General features: G+C 34.1%; 26 protein-coding genes and 1 pseudogene. 9 read left to right on the top strand and 18 right to left on the bottom strand.

The window, feature by feature from the left end:
* Window positions 1-163 precede the first annotated feature (163 nt).
* From FYJ50_RS02780 to FYJ50_RS02755, 6 genes are all read right to left on the bottom strand, one after another.
* Window positions 164-475: a single-stranded DNA-binding protein gene (locus FYJ50_RS02780; protein ID WP_154459520.1), complete on the bottom strand. Its 312-nt coding sequence runs from the start codon at window positions 473-475 to the stop codon at window positions 164-166.
* 14 nt (window positions 476-489) lie between these two features.
* Window positions 490-1,308, bottom strand: coding sequence for a ParA family protein (locus tag FYJ50_RS02775; RefSeq protein ID WP_154459519.1), 819 nt, complete (start codon window positions 1,306-1,308; stop codon window positions 490-492).
* 163 nt (window positions 1,309-1,471) lie between these two features.
* Window positions 1,472-2,323: a metallophosphoesterase gene (locus tag FYJ50_RS02770; RefSeq protein ID WP_338082986.1), complete on the bottom strand. Its 852-nt coding sequence runs from the start codon at window positions 2,321-2,323 to the stop codon at window positions 1,472-1,474.
* A 542-nt stretch (window positions 2,324-2,865) separates the two neighbouring features.
* Window positions 2,866-3,891, bottom strand: coding sequence for a PDDEXK nuclease domain-containing protein (locus FYJ50_RS02765; RefSeq protein WP_154459518.1), 1,026 nt, complete (start codon window positions 3,889-3,891; stop codon window positions 2,866-2,868).
* Window positions 3,892-4,298: 407 nt separating this feature from the next.
* Complete coding sequence (locus tag FYJ50_RS02760; RefSeq protein WP_154459517.1) at window positions 4,299-4,703, bottom strand: ATP-binding protein; 405 nt, start codon at window positions 4,701-4,703, stop codon at window positions 4,299-4,301.
* 44 nt (window positions 4,704-4,747) lie between these two features.
* Window positions 4,748-5,680: a virulence RhuM family protein/type II toxin-antitoxin system death-on-curing family toxin gene (locus tag FYJ50_RS02755; RefSeq protein WP_154459516.1), complete on the bottom strand. Its 933-nt coding sequence runs from the start codon at window positions 5,678-5,680 to the stop codon at window positions 4,748-4,750.
* A 576-nt stretch (window positions 5,681-6,256) separates the two neighbouring features.
* Between FYJ50_RS02755 and FYJ50_RS02750 the strand changes: the two genes are divergently transcribed.
* Entirely contained in the window at window positions 6,257-7,486 is a 1,230-nt protein-coding gene (locus FYJ50_RS02750; protein WP_154459515.1) for an ATP-binding protein, read from the top strand.
* Between the two features lie 463 nt (window positions 7,487-7,949).
* Here the strand turns inward: FYJ50_RS02750 and FYJ50_RS02745 are convergent, their stop codons facing one another.
* From FYJ50_RS02745 to FYJ50_RS02705, 9 genes and pseudogenes are all read right to left on the bottom strand, one after another.
* Window positions 7,950-9,137: an ATP-binding protein gene (locus tag FYJ50_RS02745; protein ID WP_338082985.1), complete on the bottom strand. Its 1,188-nt coding sequence runs from the start codon at window positions 9,135-9,137 to the stop codon at window positions 7,950-7,952.
* Window positions 9,138-9,584: 447 nt separating this feature from the next.
* On the bottom strand, window positions 9,585-10,532 hold the full coding sequence (locus FYJ50_RS02740; RefSeq protein WP_205946393.1) for an ATP-binding protein: 948 nt from the start codon (window positions 10,530-10,532) through the stop codon (window positions 9,585-9,587).
* Between the two features lie 439 nt (window positions 10,533-10,971).
* On the bottom strand, window positions 10,972-11,349 hold the full coding sequence (locus FYJ50_RS02735; protein WP_205946392.1) for a ParA family protein: 378 nt from the start codon (window positions 11,347-11,349) through the stop codon (window positions 10,972-10,974).
* A 95-nt stretch (window positions 11,350-11,444) separates the two neighbouring features.
* Entirely contained in the window at window positions 11,445-11,654 is a 210-nt protein-coding gene (locus FYJ50_RS02730) for a helix-turn-helix transcriptional regulator (RefSeq protein WP_154459513.1), read from the bottom strand.
* 8 nt (window positions 11,655-11,662) lie between these two features.
* A complete protein-coding gene (locus FYJ50_RS02725) occupies window positions 11,663-11,998 on the bottom strand; it encodes a DUF6442 family protein (protein WP_154459512.1) in 336 nt (111 codons plus the stop codon).
* Between the two features lie 353 nt (window positions 11,999-12,351).
* Entirely contained in the window at window positions 12,352-13,215 is an 864-nt protein-coding gene (locus FYJ50_RS02720) for a serine hydrolase domain-containing protein (RefSeq protein ID WP_154459511.1), read from the bottom strand.
* Window positions 13,216-13,234: 19 nt separating this feature from the next.
* Window positions 13,235-13,353, bottom strand: a pseudogene (locus FYJ50_RS02715) (TfoX/Sxy family protein); the annotation flags it as partial.
* Between the two features lie 282 nt (window positions 13,354-13,635).
* Window positions 13,636-15,810: an anaerobic ribonucleoside-triphosphate reductase gene (gene nrdD, locus FYJ50_RS02710; RefSeq protein ID WP_154459510.1), complete on the bottom strand. Its 2,175-nt coding sequence runs from the start codon at window positions 15,808-15,810 to the stop codon at window positions 13,636-13,638.
* A 130-nt stretch (window positions 15,811-15,940) separates the two neighbouring features.
* Window positions 15,941-16,537: a LexA family protein gene (locus FYJ50_RS02705; RefSeq protein ID WP_154459509.1), complete on the bottom strand. Its 597-nt coding sequence runs from the start codon at window positions 16,535-16,537 to the stop codon at window positions 15,941-15,943.
* A gap of 75 nt (window positions 16,538-16,612) precedes the next feature.
* Here FYJ50_RS02705 and FYJ50_RS02700 point away from each other — a divergent pair, with 75 nt between their 5' ends.
* The 4 genes from FYJ50_RS02700 (at window position 16,613) to FYJ50_RS02685 (ending at window position 19,682) form a co-directional block, all read left to right on the top strand.
* Window positions 16,613-16,882: a hypothetical protein gene (locus tag FYJ50_RS02700; RefSeq protein WP_154459508.1), complete on the top strand. Its 270-nt coding sequence runs from the start codon at window positions 16,613-16,615 to the stop codon at window positions 16,880-16,882.
* Between the two features lie 21 nt (window positions 16,883-16,903).
* Window positions 16,904-17,548, top strand: coding sequence for a 2-C-methyl-D-erythritol 4-phosphate cytidylyltransferase (ispD, locus tag FYJ50_RS02695; RefSeq protein WP_154459507.1), 645 nt, complete (start codon window positions 16,904-16,906; stop codon window positions 17,546-17,548).
* Between the two features lie 7 nt (window positions 17,549-17,555).
* A complete protein-coding gene (locus FYJ50_RS02690) occupies window positions 17,556-17,978 on the top strand; it encodes a hypothetical protein (protein ID WP_154459506.1) in 423 nt (140 codons plus the stop codon).
* Window positions 17,979-18,056: 78 nt separating this feature from the next.
* Window positions 18,057-19,682, top strand: a complete 1,626-nt coding sequence (locus FYJ50_RS02685) for a hypothetical protein (protein WP_235900907.1) — start codon at window positions 18,057-18,059, stop codon at window positions 19,680-19,682.
* A gap of 37 nt (window positions 19,683-19,719) precedes the next feature.
* Here FYJ50_RS02685 and FYJ50_RS02680 read toward each other — a convergent pair whose 3' ends face one another.
* On the bottom strand, window positions 19,720-20,202 hold the full coding sequence (locus FYJ50_RS02680; protein ID WP_154459505.1) for a peptidylprolyl isomerase: 483 nt from the start codon (window positions 20,200-20,202) through the stop codon (window positions 19,720-19,722).
* A gap of 71 nt (window positions 20,203-20,273) precedes the next feature.
* On the opposite strand from FYJ50_RS02680, the gene FYJ50_RS02675 reads away from it, so the two are divergent.
* The 3 genes from FYJ50_RS02675 to FYJ50_RS02665 are packed head-to-tail and all read left to right on the top strand — an operon-like array spanning window position 20,274 to window position 23,784.
* Window positions 20,274-21,023 carry a hypothetical protein gene (locus FYJ50_RS02675; RefSeq protein WP_154459504.1) on the top strand — a complete coding sequence of 250 codons (750 nt, stop codon included), beginning with the start codon at window positions 20,274-20,276 and terminating at the stop codon, window positions 21,021-21,023.
* Entirely contained in the window at window positions 21,013-22,992 is a 1,980-nt protein-coding gene (gene recG / locus FYJ50_RS02670) for an ATP-dependent DNA helicase RecG (RefSeq protein ID WP_154459503.1), read from the top strand. Before FYJ50_RS02675 ends, recG begins: the two co-directional genes overlap by 11 nt.
* A gap of 9 nt (window positions 22,993-23,001) precedes the next feature.
* The gene (locus FYJ50_RS02665; RefSeq protein WP_154459502.1) at window positions 23,002-23,784 is read left to right on the top strand and encodes a hypothetical protein; all 783 of its coding nucleotides are present in this window, start codon (window positions 23,002-23,004) and stop codon (window positions 23,782-23,784) included.
* A gap of 28 nt (window positions 23,785-23,812) precedes the next feature.
* Here FYJ50_RS02665 and FYJ50_RS02660 read toward each other — a convergent pair whose 3' ends face one another.
* On the bottom strand, window positions 23,813-24,532 hold the full coding sequence (locus FYJ50_RS02660; RefSeq protein ID WP_154459501.1) for a sugar isomerase domain-containing protein: 720 nt from the start codon (window positions 24,530-24,532) through the stop codon (window positions 23,813-23,815).
* A gap of 2 nt (window positions 24,533-24,534) precedes the next feature.
* A complete protein-coding gene (locus FYJ50_RS02655; protein WP_154459500.1) occupies window positions 24,535-24,930 on the bottom strand; it encodes an HIT family protein in 396 nt (131 codons plus the stop codon).
* A gap of 378 nt (window positions 24,931-25,308) precedes the next feature.
* On the opposite strand from FYJ50_RS02655, the gene FYJ50_RS02650 reads away from it, so the two are divergent.
* Window positions 25,309-26,655: a UDP-N-acetylmuramoyl-tripeptide--D-alanyl-D-alanine ligase gene (locus FYJ50_RS02650; protein WP_154459499.1), complete on the top strand. Its 1,347-nt coding sequence runs from the start codon at window positions 25,309-25,311 to the stop codon at window positions 26,653-26,655.

The following is a 26,655-nucleotide window of genomic DNA, read 5'->3' as shown; positions in this document are numbered from 1 at the left end:
CCATGTGTTGGCAGCTTCTTCATAAGAGTCCTTGGGATCTGAATGGTAGCCACAGATTGAACAGTATCCGAACTGTCTGAACTTGCCATTGATCCTGCCACCATCCCAGTCGATGATCACCTTGACATCGGAGTGGCAAACAGGGCATTTCTTAAGTCTTATCTTAATCATTTTGATTTACCATCTCGATCTTTTCAGCAACAACATCCGTTGAATAATGCTTCTTGCCATTCCTGTCAAAGGAACTGGTATGGATCCTTCCTTCAATATGATAGGGAGTGCCTTTTAGTGGGCTCTTTGCAATAATGGCAGCATTTTCATTAAATGCGATGCAGTTGATATAGTCGTACCATTTTGTTCCAGTCTGGGGAACAGACAGTGTAAACAGTACATAATCGGAACCTTTGTCGTTTTTCCTGATGATTGCATCCTTAACAAGGGTTCCGCTTAATGACACATAATTCGATTTGTTCATTTTCTACCTTCTTTCTATCTTTCAAAATCATTTCGCTGTTTTGGCTTGCCAGATGAGATCAATTCATCAGTAAGCAATGAATATGCACTGGCAACCTTGGAATCCTTGGCGTAGGAATAGATGCTCTTCCCTGAAATGGAAGCTTCACCGGCTTTTGTAGCAACTGGAATAACCGAGTCAAATACCCTGATGTTTCTACCGAAACTATCCCTGATCGTCTCTATTGTACTTTTAGCCAGATTTGTCTTCATATCTGCCAAGGTAATAGCAACTCCAGCAATGGTGAGATTGCTGTTGATCTTGCGCTGTACTTTGTTAATTGTTTGAAGTAACTTAGTCATTCCCTTAGCAGGCAAGTACTGAGCCTGTACCGGTATCAATACTTGGTCAGCAGCCGAAAGTGCGTTTACTGTAAGCATGCCAAGAGAAGGGGGACAGTCAATCAGAATATAGTCATATCGATTCCTTAATGGTTCAAGACAGCTGCTTAGTACCTGTTCACGGTTAATCACGGATACAAGACGCATCTCGAAGTCCGCCAGTTCAATGTTTGCCGGTATCACATCGACATCCTCTTCGTGTTTCAGAATCAAGGAAGCATACCTGATATCCTTGTCATTGATGTAATCATCCAGCATCGTTGAAACGGTGTTTTCCAGCGCATCGTTGTTCTTCCATCCAAGGCAAGCAGTCAAATCGCCCTGAGGGTCAAAGTCAATAATCAATACTTCCTTTCCATTTCGGGCTAAGCCAATCGCAACATTTTCTGTTGTAGTAGTCTTGCCAACTCCACCTTTCTGGTTGGCTACTGCAATTACTTTGCATTTGGACATAATAAAAAACTCCTTTCCCATAACCACCAGCTAGCAGTGGATATGTAAAAGGAGTTTTGGTTTTTTGGTGTTTTTATTGGATAGACAAATTGGAATTTATATATTCTCACAAATTCCTTTTGTGCTCCTGATACTAACATGTAAAATCAGGATATAGACTTATTCATCCGCAGTTCAACTCTATGATAACTATTTCCGGTCGATTGTTGATTCGCACCGGAATAATACTGTTTCCAATACCTCTGCTCACAATCATAGTTGTTCCATTCTCTGTATAGATGCCTGCGTCATATTTCGGGAAAAATCCTTGGTTCGGAGCAATAACTCCTCCCAAAAATGGCAGTCGAAATTGTCCGCCGTGGGCGTGCCCCGACAATACTAAATCAATATTTTTATTTTGATAGACATTGAAATACTCTGGTCTATGCGACAAAAGTATAGTAAATCCATTGCTAATATTTACCTGCGAAAGTTTTGTTTCCAAAATACTTTCCGATAAAAAACTGTCCCGTTCCGAAAAATCAGGGTCATTTAAGCCTATTAGCTGAATACACTCATCACCATAGTTCAATTCGATGGCTTCATCTTGAAGAACGGTAACTCCTGCATTTTCTAATGATGTCCTTAATTCTTCATATTGTGAGCCGACCCATGCTTCATGATTGCCTGTAACAAAATAGCAAGGAGCGATTTTTACGGCTTGTTGAGCAAAAGATATTGCAACTTCAATATTTGTATGGTTGGAATCTATCAAATCCCCAGTAATAACGATTATATTTGGGCTTTCTGCCTTTAATATATCAATTAACTTTTCATTATTCTTCCCGTATTCCGCATTATGCAAATCCGAAATATGGGCAATAGAAAAATTGTCAAACGCTTCAGGCAGGTCTTTAGATGTTACTGTTAAATGGTTTGTTTCTATCGACAGATTTCCCCAAATTACCCAACTGACCATAATTAAAATCAGAAGCACCACAAGTATAATTATTTTTCGCTTTCTTATATTTTTCACGATATTGTACCTCACCATTATAAATCCTATCCCCACAAATTCCGATTTGTATAAATCTCTTTATCTAAAATCACCTAGATTATAACATTTATATATAACTCTGAATAGACGGTATAAATACGCTAAATCCCATGATGGATTCCGTCTGATTCAACTGCAATACTATAATCAAGCAATAGAATATAATGAAGATCTAACTGAGAAGCAGCTTGATCTTCATAACATGCAATAACCGCATCAAAACCATCTTCGTGAAAACATTTTTGAAAACATTTTTTGTAGACGCATGGGAAAAAGTCCTGCTTTTATGGAATTGTACCTATAAATATGACCAAAAAAAGTTCTTTTTAGACCATTTGGAAAATAATACAATCGAGTTCGCTCGCTTTCTTGGGGATTGTACCTGTGAAAACAAATGGTATTCAAGCTATAGCAATGCAAACAAAAAACGCTAGCAACTTCTGCTAACGTTTATGATCAGTTATTCCTCTATTTCCCAGTGGCCGATATATCCTCTACCAACATATTTAATGCAGTCTAATCTACTTTTTATTCTTTTCTTCATTTTTGAGAATGACTGCTTCTACTTGGGCTAGAAGTTGTTCTTTGTCAGGCATATAAGTAACGTATTTAGAAGCAAATATATTGTTACTTAATCCACCTAAAGCATACTGCATATCAACATTTCCTTTATCTGTACAAAGAATCAGTCCTATTGGCGGATTGTCATTTTCATCATTTACTTCAGCTGCATAATAATTGAGATACATATTAAGCTGGCCAACAGCTTCCGGCATTAGCTTGATTGTCTTTAATTCAATAAGAACGTATGATCTTAGAATCTTATTGTAAAATACCATATCAACATAATAGTGAACGTTGCCGAATGTTACTCTTTGTTGTGTTCCAACAAACATGAATCCTTTGCCAAGTTCCAGCAGGAACTTCTCAATTTGCCTTACCAGTGCTTCTTCAAGATCTGATTCCATCATTGGCTTGTCTTCTGGTATACCAAGGAATTCAAACACATATGGATCTTTTACAATATCTTCAGGTTTTGCGATTTCATTTCCCTTTAAAGCTAAATCAAGTACTTTCTGTTTGTTTGCTTCGCCGTTTGATAGAAGCAGTCTTTCAAACAAAGACGAAGATATCTGTCTTCTCAGTTCCCGTACGCTCCATTTAGAGTTGATGCATTCTACTTCATAAAAATGTCTTTTATCCTTATCGGAAATGGATAACAGTTCACAATAATGTGACCAGCTTAGTCGTTCAGACAGTGTCTGAACGGATCCATACTCTTTATAAAAAGCCATCATATTCCAAATATTTGCACGAGAAAATCCTTTTCCAAACTTGTTTGTAAGATCTTTGGAAATAGTGGTGATAGTAGCTTTTTGATAGTTTTCGTCATCCTGATGTTCCATCATATCTTCAACAATCAACCTTCCAATTTCCATATATGTTACAAGAAGTGTATTATTAACCTGTACAGCAACCTGGTTTCTTGCTTTATCTAATAGACTTTCTATTTGGGTTATCAATTTGTTATGATCTAATTCATTCATTTCTTGACCTCCTAAATACTAAGTTATAAATTATTAATAATTTTGAAATATCAACAGTATTATAACATTTCTGGCAAACCATTATAAGATATTGCGTTCACTGTTTTCAGGCTAGACATCATAAACGACTTATGAAATACTGTTATCAATGAATGCAACATCATACATATCCTTAAAGATGCTATTTGCTCTTCAGGATATGTAACAACGCTTAAAAACCATTTCCGTGAAAACATTTTTGAAAACATTTTTCTAAAACGCATGGGAAAAAGGCCTGTTTTGATGGAATTGTACCTATGAATATGGCCAAAAAGGGCAAATTTTGGACCATTTAGAAAATAATACAATCGAGTTCGAGTGACAAAATGCAAGAAACGTCGAGATAATTTCTCGACGTTTTTAAGTAGTTATTTTAAATGATATCCACCAGTCTTTTTAGATCCTTTGTGTTCAATATGATTATTCAAATTTCTTCTAATTTCATTTTTTACCTGATATAGGGTGATTGAAGGGTATTTTCCTGTTAGTAGTGTTGTTAATGTGGGTGCATTAATACCTGGTTTTTCTTTAATATATTTTAATATATCCAGACCTAAATCGTTTATAGAGTCAATTATAGAGTCATTTTGATAATTAACATTTGGTAAAGTTACGACGAAAAAGTTGTCGCTAACATTAAATTCTGGTTGCATTTCATAATCTTTATAACTATAGAATGTCCTAGGAATGCCTGTCCAAAAATTTTCGATTAAACCGAGTTTATCAAAGATATGAACCAATCTTGGGTTGCGGTATGTTTGAATGCCACTCATGATAGTTGGCTCTTTTTGTACATCTCACGTTACGTTATACACTATTATTTTAAAAAGTTCATTACCAGTTTTACCATGGTTTCCTTTTCTTCAGGTCTTGATTCGGCAATCATCAAAGTAATTGCAACCAGGGCACTGTTGGAAATGATCTGCCGATGATCAATAATCAGATGGTTGTTTTTGTTCAGAAATTCAAGAAAAATAGAAGCACCGATTCTTTTGCATCCATCCGCAAATGGATGGTCCTTGATCAGGAAATAAAGCAGGTTGGCTGCCTTTTCTTCGATGCTTGGATATACTTCTGTACCAAATACATTCTGGTATACAGCCGCCAGTATACCATTGAGTTTACCAGCCTCTTTTTCAACACCAAATACATCCGATTCAAATCGCATGCTGTCAATCAGGTTTCGACATTCCTCATAGGATAGGCGATATATTGTATCTTTTCCATTTGGCTTTTCAAGACAGCCATGATCATAGTCATCCAGCATTGTAAGCGCATCAGCATATGTTTCAACAACATTCAACACCTCTTTTTCATCCAACTCCAGAGTTGATGCGATAATCCTTGATTGTATCTTAACTGTTCGATCCAAAGCTTCCAGTCTTTTCTGATTAACAGCATAGCCTTTGATCATATAGTCTTTCAGGATTGATGTAGCCCAAATCCGAAACTGTGTACCTTGCTTGGATTTTACTCGATAACCAACGGAAATGATTACATCCAGATTATAATAATCGACATCATATACTTTTCCATCTGCAGCAGTGTAGGCAAATTTTGCCCACACTGATTCTTTTTGTAACTCGCCCTCTTTGAAAATATTTCGCACATGCTTTCCAATTACACTCCGGTCACGCTTGAAAAGTTCAGCCATTTGATCTAGCGATAGCCACACAGTTTCTTTATCTTCACTAACAGATACTTCCAATTCCAATTCTCCATTTTTAAAGATTACAATATCATTGTTCATGTAATCAACTCCTCTCATAATGTCATAAAAAATAAGATGATAGAATAAATTTATCCATAGTATAACATTTCCAGCAAGCTATTATAAGATGTTGCTTTAACTGTTTTTTAGATCGGACTTCATGAATAGCATATGAAATACTGTTATCAGTGAACGCAGCATCATACATATCCCTAAAGAGGGCAGTTCCTTTTCAGAATATGTAGCAACGCTTTAAAACCATTTCCGTGAAAACATTTTTGAAAACATTTTTTGTGGACGCATGGGAAAACGGCCTGTTTTTATGGAATTGTACATGTAAATAAGGGCCAAAAAGGGCATATTTTCGATCATTAGGAAAATAATACAATCGAGTTCGAGTAAAGTGTTTAATAATCATAAAAAACTGGAAAAGACATTAAATTTGTGGTTGATTTATCAGAATGAAGTATATTTTCAAATGCGCAACAGAAATGTGTCTGTTAAAATATATGGGAGTTATCGTATGTAAATTTAATAAAAAAGAAAAAATACCAACGATAACATTGTATTAACGATGACCCATGCTATAATTGTTATAGTAAGAAGGTGATTCTGTTGAAGCTTTTTAAACGTGAACAATATCTAAGAAAAATTAGAGGATTTTATGATGCTGATGATTTAATAAAAGTCATTACTGGAGTAAGAAGATGCGGTAAATCTTCATTAATGAAAACTATTGTAGATGAATTAATAGAGCGCGGTGTATCGAGGGATAATATCATTTATATTGATTTAGATAAAAGAGGATTTAAATCAATTAAAACACCCGATCAATTAGAAAAAGTAATCGATCAAGAGATAAAATCAAAAGAATTAAATTATTTATTCATAGATGAAATTCAAAATGTAAAAGGATTTGAAAGTCTTATTAATGGATATCGTACAGATGGTGGGTATTCTATATTTATCACAGGTTCTACTTCCTATTTACTTAGTAGTGAAATCTCTACCAAATTAACAGGAAGATATATTTCTTTTGAAATGTTTCCATTAAATTTTAGTGAATATGTAGAGATGAAGAAGTTTTATGGTAAGCCTATTCAACCAAACACTATAATTGAATTAAATAACTATATAATAGAAGGTGGATTTCCTAGAACAATTTTTTTTGATGAAATAGCAGATAAAAGGAATTATGTAGCAAATATTGTTGATGAAATATTTGAAAAAGATATACGACGTAGAGTAAAAATAAAGAACAGAGAACTATTTAATGATGTAACAAGATACATGATAAATAATTTTGCTGCAACAACAAATATTAGATCTCTGCATACTATTCTAGTAAAAAGCGGATTTGTTATTTCTGAAGCTACAGTGGACAAATATGTAAATACGTTGGTAGATGCAAAAATACTTTATGAATGTAATAGATTTGATATGAAATCCAAGCGTTCTATTAGAGGAGATAGAAAGTATTATTTAAGTGATTTATCATTTTATTTTAGTATGAATACAGATAATCAATTAAATTATGGACCTAGTTTAGAAAACATTGTTTATATTTATTCAAAGAGTAAGGGATATTCTGTTTCTATTGGAAGAATAGGAAAGTTGAAATGTGATTTTATTTTACGTGATTCAGAACTAAACTATAGCTATGTACAAGTTTCATATACTATAGCTCTAAGCAAGGAAACAGAAGATAGGGAATATAGGCCCTTAGAACAGATTAAGGATAATTATCCAAAATATGTTGCTACAACAGACTATATATTACAAAGAAGAAATGGTATTAAACATGTTAATATCCTTGAGTTTATGCTAAATAATCAAGATTTTTAAATCAGAGCAGATTGCCTACTAAATTGGTCGTTGTGGTCAAATTATCCGTCGGTTTTTATCGAACAGTTAATTTGGTGGCGAAGCCTTTTCAATCAGTATAGTATAACCTGATTGCGGTTGATGACTGATACAAGACCAACTATGAAGATGTCAAGAAAAAATGAAGAATTTTAGAATTGACATTTAAGCATGACAAAAAACTAGTTGGCTAGCCTTTTTTAAAAAAATTTTAATTAGTCCAATATAAATTCTTTGTCTGGATGAGAGTGTAATAAAAACCGTGAAGTTGATCCGTACGCTCTCAACTTACACGGTTTATATTACACTCTCGACTATTATGATTACTCTTTGCCATTTTAAACTATTTACAATGTCACACTTTTGATATATCAGTAAGCGATACATAGATATAGTAATTCTAAAATAATCAATATACAAACCTGATTAAAGATAGCATATTCATTCAAATATAGTTTATTGGAAGTGCAATCATGTCCTCTTTAAGATATAGTTTTTTATCATACTGGCAAAGTATAATACCTGGCTGCCTTGCTTTGCCTGGTATGTTATCTAATACTGAGAAATGTTTTCCCATTGCTTTTGTTGGGTTACCTGTCATCTTTACTTCAATTGGATATAGTTTTCCATCTTCCTCTATTACAACATCTATTTCTCTTTGATCACGATCTCGATAGTAGTAAATAGATGAAATTGTTTTCCCGGCGTTCAAATGACTTTTTAAGATTTCGGATACAACGAAATTTTCAAAAATGCTTCCCGCTTGAGCACCAGTTCTAGCGGTATCAGGTGAAGTCCATCTTGCCAGATAGCAAACCAAACCTGAATCATAGAAATAGATTTTTGGCGTTTTGACAACTCTTTTAAGGATATTGTTAGAATATGGTTCTAGTAGAAAAATGATTCCTGATGTCTGTAAAATAGATAGCCATCTTTTAATCGTATCAGCGCTTGTTTCAACTTCATTGGCGATTGCATTAATATTTAATAATTCTCCACAACGAACTGCTAATGCTGTTAAAAACTTGATAAATTTTAATTCATCTGAAATATTGACAATCTGTCGTACATCTTTTTCAATGTATGTTTTTACATAAGATGAATAATATCTATCCCAATTGATAGTCTTATCTTGAAGTTCAGGCATGGATCCTCTATGGATTGTTTCCCAAAGATTCGTATAATCAGATAAAAATTTTTTTCTTTCTTCTATGTATTCTTCATTTGGAACAAAAGGTCTATAAAATTCTATTCCATGCATTTCCCTTAATGACAATCCTTTTAATTCGATAATTGCCATTCTGCCAGCCAGTGTTTCGCTGACATTTTTCATAAGTTCAAAAGCCTGAGAACCTGTCAGTGCAAAAGAACCTTTGATCTTATGCTTATCTACATATATCTTCAAATACCTAAATATTTCTGGTGCATATTGAACTTCATCAATCAAAAGTGGAGGTTTATTATTTATTAAGAACAAATTGGTTTCTTCTATGGCTTCTTTTAATACTAGAGGATCATCAAATGTTATATATCCAAAGTTTTTGCACACGTACTGCAATAATGTTGTTTTACCAACTTGTCTAGGACCTGTAACCAATAATACAGGAAATTGTTGTAGGCATTCACTAATCACGGACTCAATATGTCTTCTAAATACATAAATATCACTATCTTTCGGCTAATATAAGATACAATCTTATAACAGCCGAAAATTGATTGATTATCAATTTATGTTTTCACATAAACACCAGTTATTAGAATTGGATTAATAACGATTTAAAAGTATATATTTGAGAAAGGACCATTATTTATGATTTTCTAATGTGCCTATGATCAACAATTTTGACCAGTTAAAATCAGTTTTAATAAGCGTTGATGTTACAGTTATATTTTATATTGTGAAAAATGATATACAGCACATTAGCAATATTCATTTTCATTTAAGCAAGTATATTTTATTTATATAAAGACATAATTGCACGACTTTTGCCTTCTGTGAAAACATTTTTTGCAGACGCATGAGAAAAAGGGCTGCTTTTATGGAATTGTACCTATAAATATGACCAAAAAAGGGCGCTTTTTAGACTATTTGGAAAATAATACAATCGAGTTTGAGTAAAATGAAAACGAGGAAATCATCCTCGTTTTTTATGAAATTTCTTGTTGAATTATTTCCCAATATCCATTCTTTTTTTGCACCAACTCTTTTTATGATGTTATTATCAGTTAACTGTTTAAGATTCTTTTTTATTGCAGGAACAGATATTCCAATTTGGATAGCCATTTGATCTGCGGTAATGTTTGGATTATCCCTTATTAGTTTGAGGATAGCATCTTGACTTTTGTTTAATTTAAAGTCTACTTTATTGTGTACTACATTAAATTTGTTAACATTAATTTTATTGAATGGTATTGTAACTGTTATCCTATTCTTCTCAATTTTTATTGCCTGTTTGCCATACTTTGAGACAATTTTTGGTACACCTCGACCGGATCTTTCACTTATTCTAAGCTGTAGAAAAATTGATGCAAGTGATTCATTGACTGGAAGACTTGAACCATTAAAGAAGCCCGTTTCATCCTGATCTATAGCCAGTCCACCGTGAGATAATATTTCCATTCTATCAGTAAAAATAGTAACAGATGGGGAGTTAAGAAGAAGCCATTTATTATGGACAAAAGCATTTACTATTGCTTCCCTAAAAGCATCTAAATCAAATAATGGAACTTCTTTTCTGTCAGATTGCCTGTTTCTTTCGTCAGCTTGGATAATATTGATAGCATCTCCATATTCAAGAATTTTTTCCATTGAATATAAAATACATGTATTTCCAAATTCCTTAACCGAGAACAAAGGTGAAGCTTTATCGGTTCCTGTAAAAACAGACACTCTAAGTGGTATTTCATTTTGATCAGATAAGACATATGCCATGATATTGTATTCGTTATTTTTAGTTTTCAGCCTAAGAGTTTTCTCAAATGTATCACTTCTTAAATTTATTCCTTTAGAAGCATAATATACAAACAATTTATTAAAAGAAAGATCTTGAGTATAATCAGGAGCAGGGGTATTTACAATGGTAGGAATGCCATTAACTAAAATATTATTCAGCTTTATTTCCCATTCTGGATACTTAGATAAACGTTCCTTGCTAGAACCAATTCTCCTTAAAATCTAACCATTCATATTCTTCATGGAATGTTAGCAAGTTTTCAAGAATATCGACATATTTATCCATGGTCTCACTTCGCAATAAAGTATATTTTAAAGTATACTATAAATTGCTTAGAAGTATACTTTAAACCGTATATTATGAATATATGTGATTTTTCTTTAATAGCTTGCCTATAAATGCATATCAACATATATACACCACACATTTCAGAAAACTCGGTATAATAGTAGATGCTTTTATAGCGCTGGAAGTATTCTTATTAATGACATCAAGGCATCGATTAAAATATAGTCATATCAATTCCTTAATGGTTCCTGATAGCTGCTTAAACCCTGTTCCCGGTTTGTGACCGATACAAAACGCATTTCTAAAAATTAGCAGTTCAATGTTTGCTGGAATTGCATCGACATCCTCTTCATGTTTCAGAATCAAAGAGGTATATCTGATATCCTTATCATTGATGTAATCATCGAGCATCATTGAAACGGTATTCTTCAGTGCACACTCCTTCCGTCCAAGGCAGGCAGTCAGATCACCCTGAGGGTCAAAGTCAGCAATCAATACTTCCTTTCCATTTCGAGCTAAGCCAATCGCAACATTCTCTGTTGTAGTAGTCTTGCCAACGCCACCTTTCTGGTTGGCTACTGCATAACTAGTGCATTTGAACATAATAAAAAACTCCTTTACCATAACCACCAGGTAGTAATGGATATGTAAAGGAGTTCTAATATTTTATTAGATAGATAAACTAGAATTTTACATTTTTAATCAAAATAAAAAATATCTTCAAATTTTTTGTCTAATGCTATGCATATGACTAGCGCAAGTTTGGCTGTCGGGCTGAATTGACCTGTCTCAATCGAACTAATCGTATTTCTCGATACACCAACAATTTCTGCAAGCTTTGCTTGGGATAACCCGTGTTCAGTTCTAATTTCTTTTAATCGATTTTTAAGTATTAGTTCTTTTTCCATAAATCACCTTATAAAATCTGCGATGCAGAAACCAGACCATAAATGTGTACAGCAGAAAATATAAGTACCATGACTGTATAGCAAATAGCGACTAATAATTCATGCTTTTTATACATTCTTATATATTTTATCCAGAATTCGGCCATTGGCATTGAAAAAACAACAGCATATAATCTGTAATTCATATCTCCACCAGTGAAGATTTGAATCACAAAAAATATCGTTGCAAGCACACCTACTGCAATGCATGCATAACGATTGCCTTGAATGATGACCTCTTTCTCATAGATATCCTGATTCTTGTTTTCTTTTCTACTTCTTTCGAGTATTTCTTCCTTGTTCATGTTAAAACCTCCTGATAAAACGCCAGGTTTTATTTGCAAAACGAATTTTAACATACACACAACCCGAATTTGTCAAAACACGCTAAATATTCAATCTTCTGTTTTGCCTTTGCTGAAAACGTAATGTAATTCTTCACTTTACCTTTCCCTAACTTATACGTCGGCATTTGAAAAGAGAAAACTTCTTCTAATTAGGAATGATTCAACCTCATGTAATCTACAAAATACATCATAAATTCCTTCTCGGTTCCCTGCAGAGAATTCAGATAGTCTGCTAAATTACTATATCTCCTTTTCTCCATATCTTATCACTCACTTTCTTTAGAATCCCGATTTGTCGATCTAAGAGTAATTTATAAATTAAGAAGGTTCTTTTCCATACTTAGAATCAGATCGTTAGAGCTATCAGTGATATCACTGAGAAAGGTAATGATTTGATTTTGCCTGGGAAGAACGTAACACTTTTGTTTCCATTTGCCACTGATGCAGAAACCATCTGCGTATTTCCAGAAAAAGTATCCATATCCACCTTCCTGGTTAGCCTGTATAAGAGAAGTAGCTGTTTTAATATAATTTTCAGAAACGATTCTGTTTCCTTCAAACATACCACCATTCAAGAGCAATAAACCAATCTGGCTTAAATCATTTACAGAAAGTTTCATTCCAGATGCGCCATAGAAATATCCATCCGGACAACGAGTGTATTGTGCACCTGTGATGTGCAGCGGTTTAAGAATGTTTCGTTGAATAAATGTCCATGCATCCTCCTGTACCGCTTCGCTTAAGGCAACACCAACCAGGTAGGCTGGAATATTGCCATAATAAAATTGATTTTGTTCCTGTTTTTTAATTGGACAAGCCAAAGAGAATTGAAGATAGCTGTCACCTTCTGGACGAAAGGGAAAACCTTTTACAGACATTGTCAAAAGATGGTGCAGTGTTATTGTTTGATAGACATCTTTTTGATCAGGTTCCATCGATACAATAAATCGTTCGGGCAGATAATCGAGAATACTTCTTTGAAGATCAAGTTTTCCCTGATCACAGGCAATTCCAACAGCTATAGACAGAATGCTTTTTGTGGCAGAGTAAATTGGATATTTGGTTTTAAAGGTATCTCCGTAAGAATGTGTCAATACTTTGTCACAATACACTTGAACTCCATGTACTTTCCATTGATTGTTGATAATATCATTCACAAAAGCATCAAAATTCATCTTGTCACCTCCATAAATTCTATTTTTTCTTTAGAGCGGGTAATTCTTTATACATCGCTTTAAACAAACCTGTAAAAATTCTTTGTTATCCACTTCGTTTACCAGAAGTATTTCTTTTGCACCTTTATAAGGAAATTCATCTGTTTTTTTGCTGGTCCTTCCACAAGACTCCTTTTGTGAAAATCATAACAGAACTTCATGATAAATACCACGACACAAAGCGAGAATTGCCATAATTTAAGGGTAGATGCATATGCCTGTAGATAAATACCAATCTTTTTTAAAAATTAGGACTTTAAACAATAGAATTCTGTTCCGTCTTTCTGTTTTCAGGGACTGACGGGAATAACAAAAATGCTCGATTTAGCTTTTCGGGTTGAATGGCTATTTCGAGCATTTGTTTTGATGTTTTATATTTTTTTATAAATGAAGAACGCGTTCTTTGATTTCTTGTGTACGTCCCTGGTTCCAGAACTGAGTTCCGATATAACCACAAGTACGACGAGCAACATTCATACGCTCCTGGTCGCGGTTATGACAACAAGGACATTCCCATACCAATTTATGATTTTCGTCTTCTACAATCTGAATTTCACCTGTATATCCACATACCTGGCAATAATCACTCTTTGTATTTAATTCTGCATACATGATATTGTCATAGATATGTTGGATAATCGCAAGAACGGCATCGATGTTATTTTCCATATTTGGAACTTCTACATAACTGATGGCTCCACCAGGTGATAATTTCTGGAATTGCGCTTCAAATGTTAATTTGTCAAATGCATTGATTTCTTCAGTTACATGTACATGATAGCTGTTTGTGATGTAATTTTTGTCTGTAACATTTGGAATGATACCAAAACGATCTTGTAAACATTTCGCAAATTTATAAGTAGTGGATTCCATTGGTGTTCCATATAAACTGAAATCAATGTGTTCCTGTGCTTTCCATTTTGCACAGGCATCATTAAGATATTGCATAACTTTCAACCCAAATTCAGTTCCTTCTGGTTCTGTATGAGGAACGCCTGTCATATAACGAACACATTCACATAAACCTGCATATCCTAATGAAATGGTAGAATATCCGTTGAACAGCAGTTTATCGATTGGTTCTCCTTTTTTAAGACGAGCCAAAGCTCCATTTTGCCATAAAATAGGAGCTACATCACTTGGTGTACCTAAAAGACGTTTATGACGGCACATTAATGCCTGATAACACAATTCCAGTCGTTCATCCATGATCTTCCAGAAATCTTCCATAACTCCTTTTGAAGAACAGGCTACATCTACTAAATTAATAGTGACAACTCCCTGATTGAAACGTCCATAATATTTTGGTTTACCATTTTCATCAACATATGGAGTCAAGAAAGAACGGCATCCCATACATGGGTAACAATGTCCTTCGTTATTTTTATCTACTTTTAATTCCAGCATTTTCTTTTCTGAAATATAATCTGGAACCATACGTTTAGAAGTACATTTTGCGGCCAATTCTGTTAAATACCAGTATTTGCTGTCTTTATGGATATTATTTTCTTCCAGTACATAAATTAATTTAGGAAAAGCAGGAGTGATCCACTGTCCGGCTTCGTTTTTAACACCGCGAATTCTTTGTTTTAACATTTCTTCGATGATCAGAGCCAGATCGTCTCGTGTCTGACCTTCTTCCACTTCATTCAGGTACATGAAGACTGTCACAAATGGAGCCTGTCCATTAGTTGTCATTAATGTGATGACCTGATATTGAATCATCTGTACCCCTTTTTCAATTTCACGGTGCACTCTCATTTCGGCCATCGCATTGATTTTTTCTTCATCATAAGGCATGTTCAAAGATTCAAATTCCTCTTTTACTTCACGTCTTGCCTTTTCACGACTGACCTGTACAAAAGGAGCCAGATGAGATAAAGTAACACTCTGTCCGCCGTATTGTGAACTGGCAACCTGTGCAATGATCTGAGTAGCTACGTTACAGGCTGTTGAAAAACTATGAGGTTTTTCAATCATCGTTTCTGAAATTACAGTTCCATTCTGAAGCATATCTTCTAAATTTACCAGACAGCAATTGTGCATATGCTGTGCAAAATAATCGGAATCATGGAAATGAATCAATCCATTTTCGTGAGCTTCAATGATTTCCTGTGGCAAAAGAAAACGACGAGTGATATCTTTAGATACTTCTCCAGCCATATAATCTCTTTGTACGCTGTTGACCAAAGGGTTTTTATTGGAGTTTTCCTGTTTTACTTCTTCATTGTTTCTTTCCAGCAAGCTTAAAATCTGTTTGTCTGTAGAGTTGGCTTTACGAACCAAAGCTCTTTCATATCGATAAGTAATATAATTATGGGCAACCGCAAAATATTTTTCGCGCATAATTTCAGTTTCAACCATATCTTGAATTTCTTCTACGCTTGGACTTCTTTTCAGAGCTTCACATTTCATTAATACAGTTCTGGCAATATTTTTGATTTGTGCTTCACTCATTTGTGAATGCGTTGTTGCTCTGTTTGCTTTACGAATGGCATTTTCAATCTTTTTGACATCGAAAATGACTTCTTCTCCACTTCTTTTTATAACTTTCATGTCTTGCACCTCTTTATTCTGACAATATAGTTGACATTTCAACTATATTTATTGACGTATTAATAGTATAGCTAAAAAAAATTTGAAACACAATATAGACAATCATTAAAATTTGTGCTGTAGAAAAAAATTAGAAATCTCTTCGAGCATAAATCACTTTTCCGATAATCTGTACAGGAAGCGTTTTTACTTCTTCCCATGTAAATATTTTTGGTTCTACATCCGGATTGGCGGCCTCTAATATTAAATACTTTTCTTTTTTAATGATTCGCTTTACTGTTACTTCTTCGTTTTCAATTAAGACAATGCCAATGGTGTTACTTATTACATCGTTTACTGATTTGACATATAGAAGATCCTGATCGTGAATTTTTGCCTGAATCATAGAATTTCCTTCTACTCTTAAAAAATAATCTCCCTGTTCATATTCTTTTTCACTTACAGACAGATAACCTTCTATATTTTCCTGGGCAAATAGACCATATCCGGCTTTTACAGTTCCTAAAATAGGCTTTTCAAACGAAAATTGTGTAATTCTTGTCATCTGATCAAAATCAATTCCAATTAAAGAAGATAATTTTTGTAAGGTATCTGGAGAAATTTTTTTGATTTGTCCATTACACCATCGCGAAACCGTAGATTTGGTCACACCTATTTTTTGAGCAATATAATCGTTTGTCACATTGGTTTGTCTTTTATATTCATTTAAAATCTGCTGTATATTCATATTTTTATTGTATCATATTGCGACATGTATGCAATTACAATTTATAAGTTGCGTAAAAGTTGCACATAATTTATAATGAAACCGGGTGATAGTATGCTGTTTAAATATTATATTGATGTAGTTACAATGATTGAACAGGATGGGACTTTGATTCCAATGTTTGTGAAATGGAAGGAAAAGCTGTATAAAGTGGATAAAGTATTGCAGGTCTGTGATAAATTTTCAATGGCAGGAGGGTGCGGAAAATGTTATCAGTGCCTGTTTGGAGAACAGATACGAAATTTATATTGGGAAAAAGACCGGTGGTTTTTAGAAACAAATGTTTTTTGTCCCGAAATTTCTTAAATCTGATATAATACTCTTACTATGAAATACAGTGTATGTGTTATGGCGGCGGGGATGGGAAGCCGCACGCAATTAAATTATAATAAAGTTTTCTATAAATTGAATGAAGAACAGACGGTGCTGGATCGATGTCTGTCTTTATTTTTAGAAGATGAAGATTGTCATCAGATAATTATTGTCAGTGCTTTGTATGAAAAAGAATATGTTTCAGATCTTTATAAAGAATATGAAAAAATAGAAGTGACTACAGGAGGAGATACACGTCAGCAAAGTGTGTACAATGGTCTTTTAAAAGTGACAAGTCCATATGTTATGATCCAGGATGGAGCTCGTCCTTATTTGAAAAAAGAAAATCTTCAGGCTTTAAAGGAAACCTTAAAGACAGAGGATGCCTGTTTGCTGATGGTCCCTAGTGTGGATACATCGAAAATCGTTGTAGATGGATATGTAAAAGAAACTTTGGTTCGTTCTATGGTTTATAATGCACAGACGCCACAATGTTTTAAAACGGATCTTTTAAGAAGCTGCCATAAAAAGGCATTGAAAGATCATCGCATTGGAACCGATGATGCCCAGCTGATTGAATGGTATTCAAATGTAAAAGTAAAAATGGTTTTAGGGGACGAATCCAATATTAAAATCACACATCCTAAAGATTTATTGTGAGGAATTTATGGAATATTCAGCTTTATTGTTTGGCAAAAATGAGTCCATTGATCTGTTTTTAGAAGATAAGGATTGTCTTCAGATTGTACAATGTTTAAATGCAGATGAGATGAAAGATTTAAAGCCTGAAAAAAAGGTGATGTTTGTACGGATGTCTGATAAGTTATATGTGGCTTTACTGATGGGATTAAAAGCTGTTTCACAGGAAAATGTACTTGTGATAAAGGAAAAAATGGAAGTTACTTTATTACAGAAAATAAAAAAAGAACTGAGTGAATATCCGGCAATCTACTACAATGAGAACATACAGGCTTTTGATACTCGTCTGGTCATGTTTTGTCTTCAGGTGGCGATTGAATCTAATTTTGCGATTGATTCGTATTCGAAGGCGGTTGAAATTTTAGGATCCACTCCTTTAAAAAAGATATAGAATTCACACAAATTTAATAAAAATTTAAGTATTCTGTTTACATAAAAAGAATATACTGAACATAGAGAGGATGATTTTATGATATTTCAAAAACCAACTATGCCTGTGATTCGTATCAGTAAAGTTAAGGCATTGATTGTTTATGTAATTGTTTTGGCGATTGCGTATTATCTTATGTTACCGCCACTAAACTGGCATTCACCGGCTTTCTGGTCGTTTTTTACGCCAGCTATTTTAATTCTTCTGGTTATTTTAACGATGTTTTCTTCCCAGGGGGTTCAAGCACCTAAAAAACCGGTTGTGATTTTTGGATTGGTACTGATCCTTGCACCATCTTTATTAGGGATCATGGGAATTCGTTTGTTTCATTCAAATGAATATGCGAATCGTATCAATGTAGAAACAACAGAATTCAATACCATTGGAGAAGTGGATTTCACAAAAACTGCCATTATTGATCGAGATACAACCGAAGCATTAGGGGATCGTGTTATGGGTCAGATGTCGGATTGGGTTTCTCAGTTTGAAGTAAGTGATGAATATACACAGATTTCTTATAAAGACAGTGTATATCGTGTGACACCATTGGAATATGCGGATTTCTTTAAATGGTGGGCTAATAAAAGTGAAGGGATTCCCGCCTATATTACAGTGGATTCTACTGATGGAACGGCAAAACTTGTGCGTTTAAAAGATATGGGTCTGGATAATATGAAATATGTACCTTCCAGTTTATTTAATAAAAATTTAATGCGTCATTTACGTTTTCAGTACCCTATGGAAATTTTTGGATCGCCTTCTTTTGAAATAGATGAAAAAGGGCATCCATGGTATGTATGTTCTACTTATTCTTATAAGCTGGTGGGAAATAAAAAATATGTAACAGGTGCTATTTTCATGGATCCAATTACAGGAGAAAGTACCAAATACGATTTAAAATCTGTGCCAAAATGGGCGGATCGAATTTTTCCGGAAGCTTTAGTCATTGAAGAAATTGATGATTATGGTTCTCTTCAGAAAGGATTTATAAATTCCATTATTGGACAGAAAGGTGTAATCAAATCCAGCAGTGGATACAATTATATTGAAAAAGATGGAGACATCTGGCTTTATACTGGAGTGACCAGTGCCAATTCGGATTCCAGTAATTTAGGATTTATTCTGGTGAATTTAAGAACGCATGAAGCTTTACGAATTGATGCACCAGGAGCCAACGAAACAAGCGCAATGAAATCAGCGGAAGATGAAGTACAGAATTATGGCTATAAGGCAACATTCCCAGTTCTTGTCAATGTAAATGGACAGCCAACCTATCTGATGTCTTTAAGAGCAGATACGAGCAATTCTTCACAAAGTGTATTAAAGATGTATGCGATGGTAGATGCCACAGACTATCAGAAAGTCGCAACAGTCAGTGTGGATCAGGGTCTGAATGTATTAAAGAAAGAAATGATTGCTTTACAGGGAGTTACTTCCAGTGATGAAGTTGTTTATGAAAAGAAAGAAATTACGGTTTCAAATTTGAATAAAGTATTTGTGGAAGGCAATACAATTTACTATTTTGAAGATCAGGATGGTAAAAAATATCGAATGGATTTCACAACAAAATATGAAGAACAGTTGGCTTTCCTGAAAAATGGAGATACCGTTTCCATTGAATATTTAGAATCGGAAGGAGTGCAGCTGGTTCATTCTTTTGAATAATAAAAGGACAGGTTATTTTTGGGATAACCTGTCTGTTTTATTTTAGACGAATGGTTTTCATGACTTGAGGTGTCTTTGGTTTATCTCTGAAGTCCGTTTTTACGCTGGCAATTTTATCAACCACTTCAATTCCTTTTGTGATCTTCCCAAATGCTGCATATTGTCCATCCAGATGAGGAGCGTCTTTATGCATGATAAAGAATTGTGAGCTGGCAGAATTTGGGTCATATGTTCTTGCCATGGATAGTACGCCACGAGTGTGTTTTAACGTATTTCTGAATCCGTTGGCATCAAATTCACCTTTGATTGTTTCTTTTGAACCACCGGTTCCATTTCCTTTTGGATCTCCTCCCTGAATCATGAATCCAGGAATCACGCGATGGAAAATGATTCCGTCATAAAATTTTTCTTCAATCAGTTTCACAAAATTTTTAACTGTTTCAGGAGCTATAGATGGATACAGTTCAGCTTCCATTACATCTCCATTTTCCATGGTAATGATAATTTCAATTGTTTTCATAGAATTCCTCCAATATTACCATTATACACAAAAATATTAAGAATGTGATACAATAGCTTTGAGGTGATTTTGTGAAATCGTTAAAAAACATATCTATTAAACCGGTTCTTGTGCCTTTATGTTATTTATATTTATTAAGTTTAATTTATAATTTTGTGTTTTTAATGGGATCGATGTATCTTACCGGTTTATTATTTTTTATATTTGAAATTGGAATGGGATTGATTTCCAGTATAGGATTTTACTGGTTATGTTTAAAAATATGGAAAATGGAAGGTTTTAATAAAAATACTGTTTTAAAAGTATTAACACTTGAACTTTTCTATTTGTTTATTTGTCTGGTCATACTTCAGCCTTTAGCTTCTATGGATAATCTTCTTTGTCAGGTAATAGGATTGATTTTTATGGTCTCTATGATTCCGGTACAACTGATTTATTTTCATGGACTGGCTATTGGAAAACAGACTTTTAAATCTATTTTTTCTTATATTGGACAAGTATTAAAGAAAGAGAATCGTTCCATCACGAACAAGTTTTGTGTCTGTTTACTGATTGTACTGCTGCTGGATACTCTTTCGTCTGGAATGATGTCTGCTGCTAATGGTATTAATACGTGTTCTCTTTGTACACTTATGATACTATATGGTAATCCATTAATGAGCGGAATGGTGTTTTCTTTTTTTGCTTTGAGTCTTCAGCTGGAAATAATAGACTTACTGGCTTATGCAGGAATGTATTTATTATTGGCAATCTGTTATGGTCTGATTGATGTAAATTATATATTATTTATTAAACGAAAGAGTACATTAGATGAATCTTGAAGAAATGAAATGCACCAAAAGACGCATTGAATTATTAAATCGTATGGGTATTTATAGTGTAGAAGAATTATTGAGAACATATCCAACCCGATATGAAACGATTCAGTCTACACCTTTTTTAGAATGGAAAGAAAACGATATGGTCTGTTTTGAAGGATTGATCTGTAAACAGGCATATGTAGTTCGTTTATCTAAAAATCGTTCAATGACAAAATTTAAAGTGATCAGCTGGGATGAAGAATTGGAAATTACTTTATTTAATCGACCATGGGTTCAACAATTCAAGTTTGGACAGCGTATTACTTTATTTGGACAGTATCAGGGAAATTATAAAGTCAGAGCAAATAATTATAATTTTAAACCTTTAAAAGAACAGCTGGGAATTCATCCTGTTTACAGTCTGACAGAAGGTTTGAAACAGAGTGAAATGTATTCTTTGATTCAGAAAGCATTGTCCTATATAAATACAATTGAAGATGTGATTCCAGAGAGATATCGTTTAACCTATCGCTTATTGACTCATGAACAGGCATATACCATGATTCATGTTCCAAAAAGTCAGAAAGAAATTGAAATGGCTCTTCGCAGCTTAAAGTATGAAGAATTTCTGAAATTTCAATGTGTCATGCAGGCTGTACAGAATACAAAGCTGCAGACAGAATTTAAAATTCCTAAAAAATTTGATGAAAATAAAATTGAACAATGGATTCAGTCTTTGCCTTATACACTGACTCACGATCAGTTATCTGGAATTCATGAAATATTGAAAGATATGAAATCCAGAAAGATTATGTTTCGTCTAGTTCAGGGAGATGTCGGGTGCGGAAAAACTATGGTGGCCATTGCTTCTTTGTATGCCTGTGCATTATCTGGATACCAGGCTGTATTTCTGGCTCCTACAGAAATACTGGCTAAGCAGCATTACCTGAATTTAAAAGAACAGAATTTACCAGTGTCATATTATGTTTCTTCTTTAAATTCGAAAACAAAAAAGGAAGTATTAGATGGATTGAAAGATGGAAGTCTTCCGCTGGTTGTGGGAACTCATGCCCTATTTCAGGAAAATGTGGAATTTAATCGTTTGGGACTTGTAATTATTGATGAACAGCAGCGTTTTGGTGTGAAACAGAGAAGGTCTCTGCTGGAAAAAGGTCAGAATGTGGACTTTTTAATGATGTCAGCCACTCCGATTCCTAGAACCTATGCACATTTTCTATTTGGAGATATGGATATTACCAACATTAAGCAGATGCCCCCAGGAAGAAAACCAGTTTGTACTCGTTATATAAAAGGAAAAAGCATGGCTCCTGTTCTACCTGAAATATTAGAAGCCATTGAAAAAGGAAAGCAATGTTATGTGGTTTGCCCATCCATTGAAGAAAATGAAATGGCTATGCGCGATGCGACTTCTATTTATAATGGAATGAAAAAATCTTTAAAAAATGTAAGAATAGGTTTATTGCATGGAAAGTTAAAAAAAGAAGAAAAAGAAGAGGTAATGAATCAGTTTGTGAAACATGAAATAGATATTCTTGTCAGTACTACGGTTATTGAAGTAGGAATTGATGTGAAAAATGCGACCTATATGGTGATTTATGATGCGCATCGATTTGGCTTGAGCACACTTCATCAATTAAGAGGAAGATGTGCACGAAGCAATGAACAGGGACATTGTTTCTTATTAAGCAGTTCTAGTGATGAACAGGCTATAAAACGACTTCAAATGTTAGAAACATTAACAGATGGGTTTCAGGTGACAGAATATGATTTACAAATTCGAGGACCTGGAGATATATTAGGCATTCGACAGAGTGGACTTCCTAACTTTATATTGGGAGATCTGAATAAAGATAGAGCCATTATGGATGTCTGTATCCAGGATGCGAGAGAGATATTAGAAAGGAATGAGGATCAAAATATGCTTTCTTTTGTGCATAAGGCAGTGGAAAAGGCAGAATACTTTGATTAAAATAAAACTATGAATAAAGAAAAAATAAAAACAAAGCTGACTTATTTTTTCTCTTTATCTGTAATCTGTATCTTACTTGTACTGATCACTTATATATTCTTTTTAAGAACCATTGAAGTAGATGTCATGCAGGGATTGGATATTCAATATACGGGAGAAAATGGAATGGCTTTGGCGGTCTGTAAAAATAATACATTGGATATCAATCAAAGAACACAGGACTTTTTACAGAGTGTAACATATACGATTGCTCCCAATGAAAATTTAAGCAATGGAGACGTTGTTCATGTCAGTGCATCCTATGATGAACAATTGGCCAGTCAGTATCATTTTAAACCTGTACATTTAGAAGCGGATATTGTGGTAGAAGGATTGAATAATCGATACGATTCTTTAGCAGATATTGATAAGAAATATATTGATAAGGTATTAAAGGCGTCTTTGGAATACGTTGAATCCAATGTTGAACAGATATTTGAAATCAATGAACAGAAAGAAGCAGAATTTATAGAAGCACAAAGTGTATATAGAGTATTTATGAAATCAAACAGTTCAAAATCGAGTGATCGAATTCTTGTGATATACCGGTTGATTTATGAATACCAGGATTCAAGAATGGCACTGTATTATACGGTATCGGTTCCAGAAATCAATGATGGAATGAAAGTGGATAAACAGGACATATTTGGGGAAAAAGCGTATTTATCGGATAATGAATGGCAGATTCTGAATTTTGATGCTTATATACAAAGAGTATATGGAAGCCAGTATAATATTGAAAGAATTGAATAAAGAGGTATGATTGAGACATACCTCTTTATTAATACACTCGAGTATATTTTTTAAACAGTTTGTCGTTTACGTCTTCATTTCCATCGCAATTTAAAGAAACAAATACAGGAGGCTGTACTCCATTTTTTAATAGTTCCTGTCCACAAGCTACATTAATGGCCTGAACGATGAACGAATTGGCCATACTGGAAGTAGGACACATTCCTGCATTCATTCCTTCCAGCTGTAAAGCACTGTCACCAATCACACCGCAATTGTCGATGACAATATCAGCAATATCTTTTAGCAGCAATCCAGATTCATGACGGCTTGTGACCTGGCTGGAATGATTAATATTGGTGATGGCAATAACTTTTGCCCCTCTTTTTTTGGATTCAATGGCTAATTCAACAGGATAGGCATTTCTTCCTGAATTTGAAGCAATTAAAACGACATCGTCTTTGGAAATATGATACAGCTCAGCCAGAATACTGGCATATCCATTCAATCGTTCCAGATAAGAACTTTTGGTTGGATGTTCGGTTAAAGTTAATTCACTGGTCAGAATGGGTTTGACAAAAGCCAGACCACCTGCTCTTCCATAAAATTCTTCGGTTACGGTATGAGAGTGTCCGGAACCACTGACAAAAAATTGATGACCATTCATAAAAGCATGGGCAATTAATATACCAGAGGCTTCTAAATTTTCACTTTGTGTTTCTTCAATCTTTCGAATCAGGTTCAAACCAATTTCAAATACTTCTTTCATAACTAGAATCCGATCTTCTGAATTATCTCACTAAAATCAACGCTTTCAATTGGATTGAATTCAATTTGAATCACATCTGAATCCTTATATCTTGGAATTAAATGAACATGAAAATGATGAACGCTTTGACCTGCCTGTTCACCTACATTTGATAAAATGTTGATTCCATCGCAATGTAAGTTTTCCTGCATCTTTTTCGCAATTTTCTGAGCCACTTCCATTACATGATTCAAATCATCAGAAGAACATTCAACAAAAGATTCATAATGTTTTTTAGGGATAACCAGTGTATGACCATAAGCAGTGGGATTGACATCCAGAAAGGCCAGTACCTGATCGTCTTCATAAATCGTATAATTAGGGATTTCTTTGTTTACAATTTTACAGAATATGCACATATTATATATCTCCTTTTGATAAGGTAAGTATACATCATAAAAAAGCGAAAAGACAAGCTAAGGGGATGCTTGCCTTTTCATAAATTAAGGGGATAGAAAATTAGTATGAATATCAATTCATACCGGCAAGGCTTTAAATGTTCCTTGCTTGATAGAAGTATATCATATATATAAACACAAAATGTGTGAAATATATGGGAAAATATGTGAAATGAATGTTTTTTGACTTTTTTTTCTTTATTTTTTTATATAGAAAGCCATTTTTAATAGAAAAGTGGGGGATGATACCATTAAAAAGGAGATAATAGAAAATGCTCTATGATTTCAATCAGAAAACGATTGAAGTATGCTATAATAAAGTGAAATTAGAGGTTTTATATGATAAGAAGAAGTGTGAAGAAGATTGCGGAAATGTTAGAAAGTACCGCTTATGGAAATGTAGAACAGATGATTGAAGGAGTTCAAATTGATTCAAGACAGGTAGATAAGAACTCTTTATTTATACCGATGATCGGACAAAAAGTGGATGGACATTCTTTTGTGGAAGAAATAAAAGATCGTGTGGGAGCTGTATTATGGCAGAAAGACCATCTTCCTTATCCAGAAGGGATTCCGTATATACTGGTAGAGGATACTACAAAAGCGTTACAGCTTTTATCAAAAGCTTATCTGGAACAGCTTCATTGTAAAATATATGCGATTACTGGTTCAAATGGAAAGACCAGCTGTAAAGATATGCTGTGTTCCATTTTTTCTCAGGAAAAGAAGACCCAGAAAACACAGGGAAATCACAACAATGAAATTGGACTTCCTTTAACGATATTAGAATTTGATGAAGATGTAGAAGTTGGAATTCTGGAAATGGGTATGGAAAATCGAAAGGAAATTGAATTTTTATGCTCATTGGCACAGCCAGATTGTACCATTATCACAACGATTGGTTCGGCACATATGGAAAATCTGGGTGGTAAATATGAAATTGCACAGGCAAAATGTGAAATTTTTGAGAATATGAAAGATTATGGAACATTATTCTATAATCATGAAAGTAAAGAAATTGAAGAAGTGTTAAAAACATTGGATTTTAAACATAAAAAAGCCATTCCTTTTGGGAAAGATACATCCATTTGTATTACTTCGGATTTAAAATTTGTGAAAGACTGTATGACATTTACGTGTTCCTGTCTGCATTCAGAAGTAAAAGTACATGCATTAGGGGCTCATCAGGCAACCAATGCTTTGCCTTGTATTGCCCTGGCATTACAGGAAGGTATTAAAGAAGAGTCTATTTTAAAAGGATTGTCTGAAATGGAAATGACAAAAATGAGAACGCAGCTGATTCAGCTGGGTCCATGTAAAATATTGGATGATTCTTATAAATCCAATCCAGAAAGTGCAATGGCAGCCATTGATACGTTAATGAGTCTTCCCGCAAAACATCATATTGCCGTATTATCGGATATGCTGGATTTAGGAAAAGATGAAGTGGCTCTGCATGAAAATATTGGTTCTTATGCATTAAAATCCGGAATTGATGTATTAATTTGCTGTGGACCTCTATCCAAATTCACGGCAAAGGCGTACAATGGTCAGTGGTTTGAAACAAAAGAAGAATGTGTTCAGATACTGAAAACGTATATCAGTCAGGATAGTGCGATTCTGATCAAAGGAAGTCGTGCTATGGCTATGGATAAAATTGTGAGTGCATTGATCAGGGAGGAATAG

This window comes from Floccifex porci, from assembly GCF_009696175.1.
GTDB lineage: Bacteria > Bacillota_I > Bacilli_A > Erysipelotrichales > Erysipelotrichaceae > Floccifex > Floccifex porci.
This window is presented reverse-complemented; position numbering and strand designations above follow the sequence as displayed.

Excerpts from the sequence above, each read along its gene's own strand:
- FYJ50_RS02780 (WP_154459520.1), bottom strand. The coding sequence starts at position 475 with ATGAACAAATCGAATTATGTGTCATTAAGCGGAACCCTTGTTAAGGAT.
- FYJ50_RS02775 (WP_154459519.1), bottom strand. The coding sequence starts at position 1,308 with ATGTCCAAATGCAAAGTAATTGCAGTAGCCAACCAGAAAGGTGGAGTT.
- FYJ50_RS02765 (WP_154459518.1), bottom strand. The coding sequence starts at position 3,891 with ATGAATGAATTAGATCATAACAAATTGATAACCCAAATAGAAAGTCTA.
- FYJ50_RS02760 (WP_154459517.1), bottom strand. The coding sequence starts at position 4,703 with ATGAGTGGCATTCAAACATACCGCAACCCAAGATTGGTTCATATCTTT.
- FYJ50_RS02755 (WP_154459516.1), bottom strand. The coding sequence starts at position 5,680 with ATGAACAATGATATTGTAATCTTTAAAAATGGAGAATTGGAATTGGAA.
- FYJ50_RS02735 (WP_205946392.1), bottom strand. The coding sequence starts at position 11,349 with ATGTTCAAATGCACTAGTTATGCAGTAGCCAACCAGAAAGGTGGCGTT.
- FYJ50_RS02730 (WP_154459513.1), bottom strand. The coding sequence starts at position 11,654 with ATGGAAAAAGAACTAATACTTAAAAATCGATTAAAAGAAATTAGAACT.
- FYJ50_RS02725 (WP_154459512.1), bottom strand. The coding sequence starts at position 11,998 with ATGAACAAGGAAGAAATACTCGAAAGAAGTAGAAAAGAAAACAAGAAT.
- FYJ50_RS02720 (WP_154459511.1), bottom strand. The coding sequence starts at position 13,215 with ATGAATTTTGATGCTTTTGTGAATGATATTATCAACAATCAATGGAAA.
- nrdD (WP_154459510.1), bottom strand. The coding sequence starts at position 15,810 with ATGAAAGTTATAAAAAGAAGTGGAGAAGAAGTCATTTTCGATGTCAAA.
- FYJ50_RS02705 (WP_154459509.1), bottom strand. The coding sequence starts at position 16,537 with ATGAATATACAGCAGATTTTAAATGAATATAAAAGACAAACCAATGTG.
- FYJ50_RS02700 (WP_154459508.1), top strand. The coding sequence starts at position 16,613 with ATGAAACCGGGTGATAGTATGCTGTTTAAATATTATATTGATGTAGTT.
- ispD (WP_154459507.1), top strand. The coding sequence starts at position 16,904 with ATGAAATACAGTGTATGTGTTATGGCGGCGGGGATGGGAAGCCGCACG.
- FYJ50_RS02690 (WP_154459506.1), top strand. The coding sequence starts at position 17,556 with ATGGAATATTCAGCTTTATTGTTTGGCAAAAATGAGTCCATTGATCTG.
- FYJ50_RS02685 (WP_235900907.1), top strand. The coding sequence starts at position 18,057 with ATGATATTTCAAAAACCAACTATGCCTGTGATTCGTATCAGTAAAGTT.
- FYJ50_RS02680 (WP_154459505.1), bottom strand. The coding sequence starts at position 20,202 with ATGAAAACAATTGAAATTATCATTACCATGGAAAATGGAGATGTAATG.
- recG (WP_154459503.1), top strand. The coding sequence starts at position 21,013 with ATGAATCTTGAAGAAATGAAATGCACCAAAAGACGCATTGAATTATTA.
- FYJ50_RS02665 (WP_154459502.1), top strand. The coding sequence starts at position 23,002 with ATGAATAAAGAAAAAATAAAAACAAAGCTGACTTATTTTTTCTCTTTA.
- FYJ50_RS02660 (WP_154459501.1), bottom strand. The coding sequence starts at position 24,532 with ATGAAAGAAGTATTTGAAATTGGTTTGAACCTGATTCGAAAGATTGAA.
- FYJ50_RS02655 (WP_154459500.1), bottom strand. The coding sequence starts at position 24,930 with ATGTGCATATTCTGTAAAATTGTAAACAAAGAAATCCCTAATTATACG.
- FYJ50_RS02650 (WP_154459499.1), top strand. The coding sequence starts at position 25,309 with ATGATAAGAAGAAGTGTGAAGAAGATTGCGGAAATGTTAGAAAGTACC.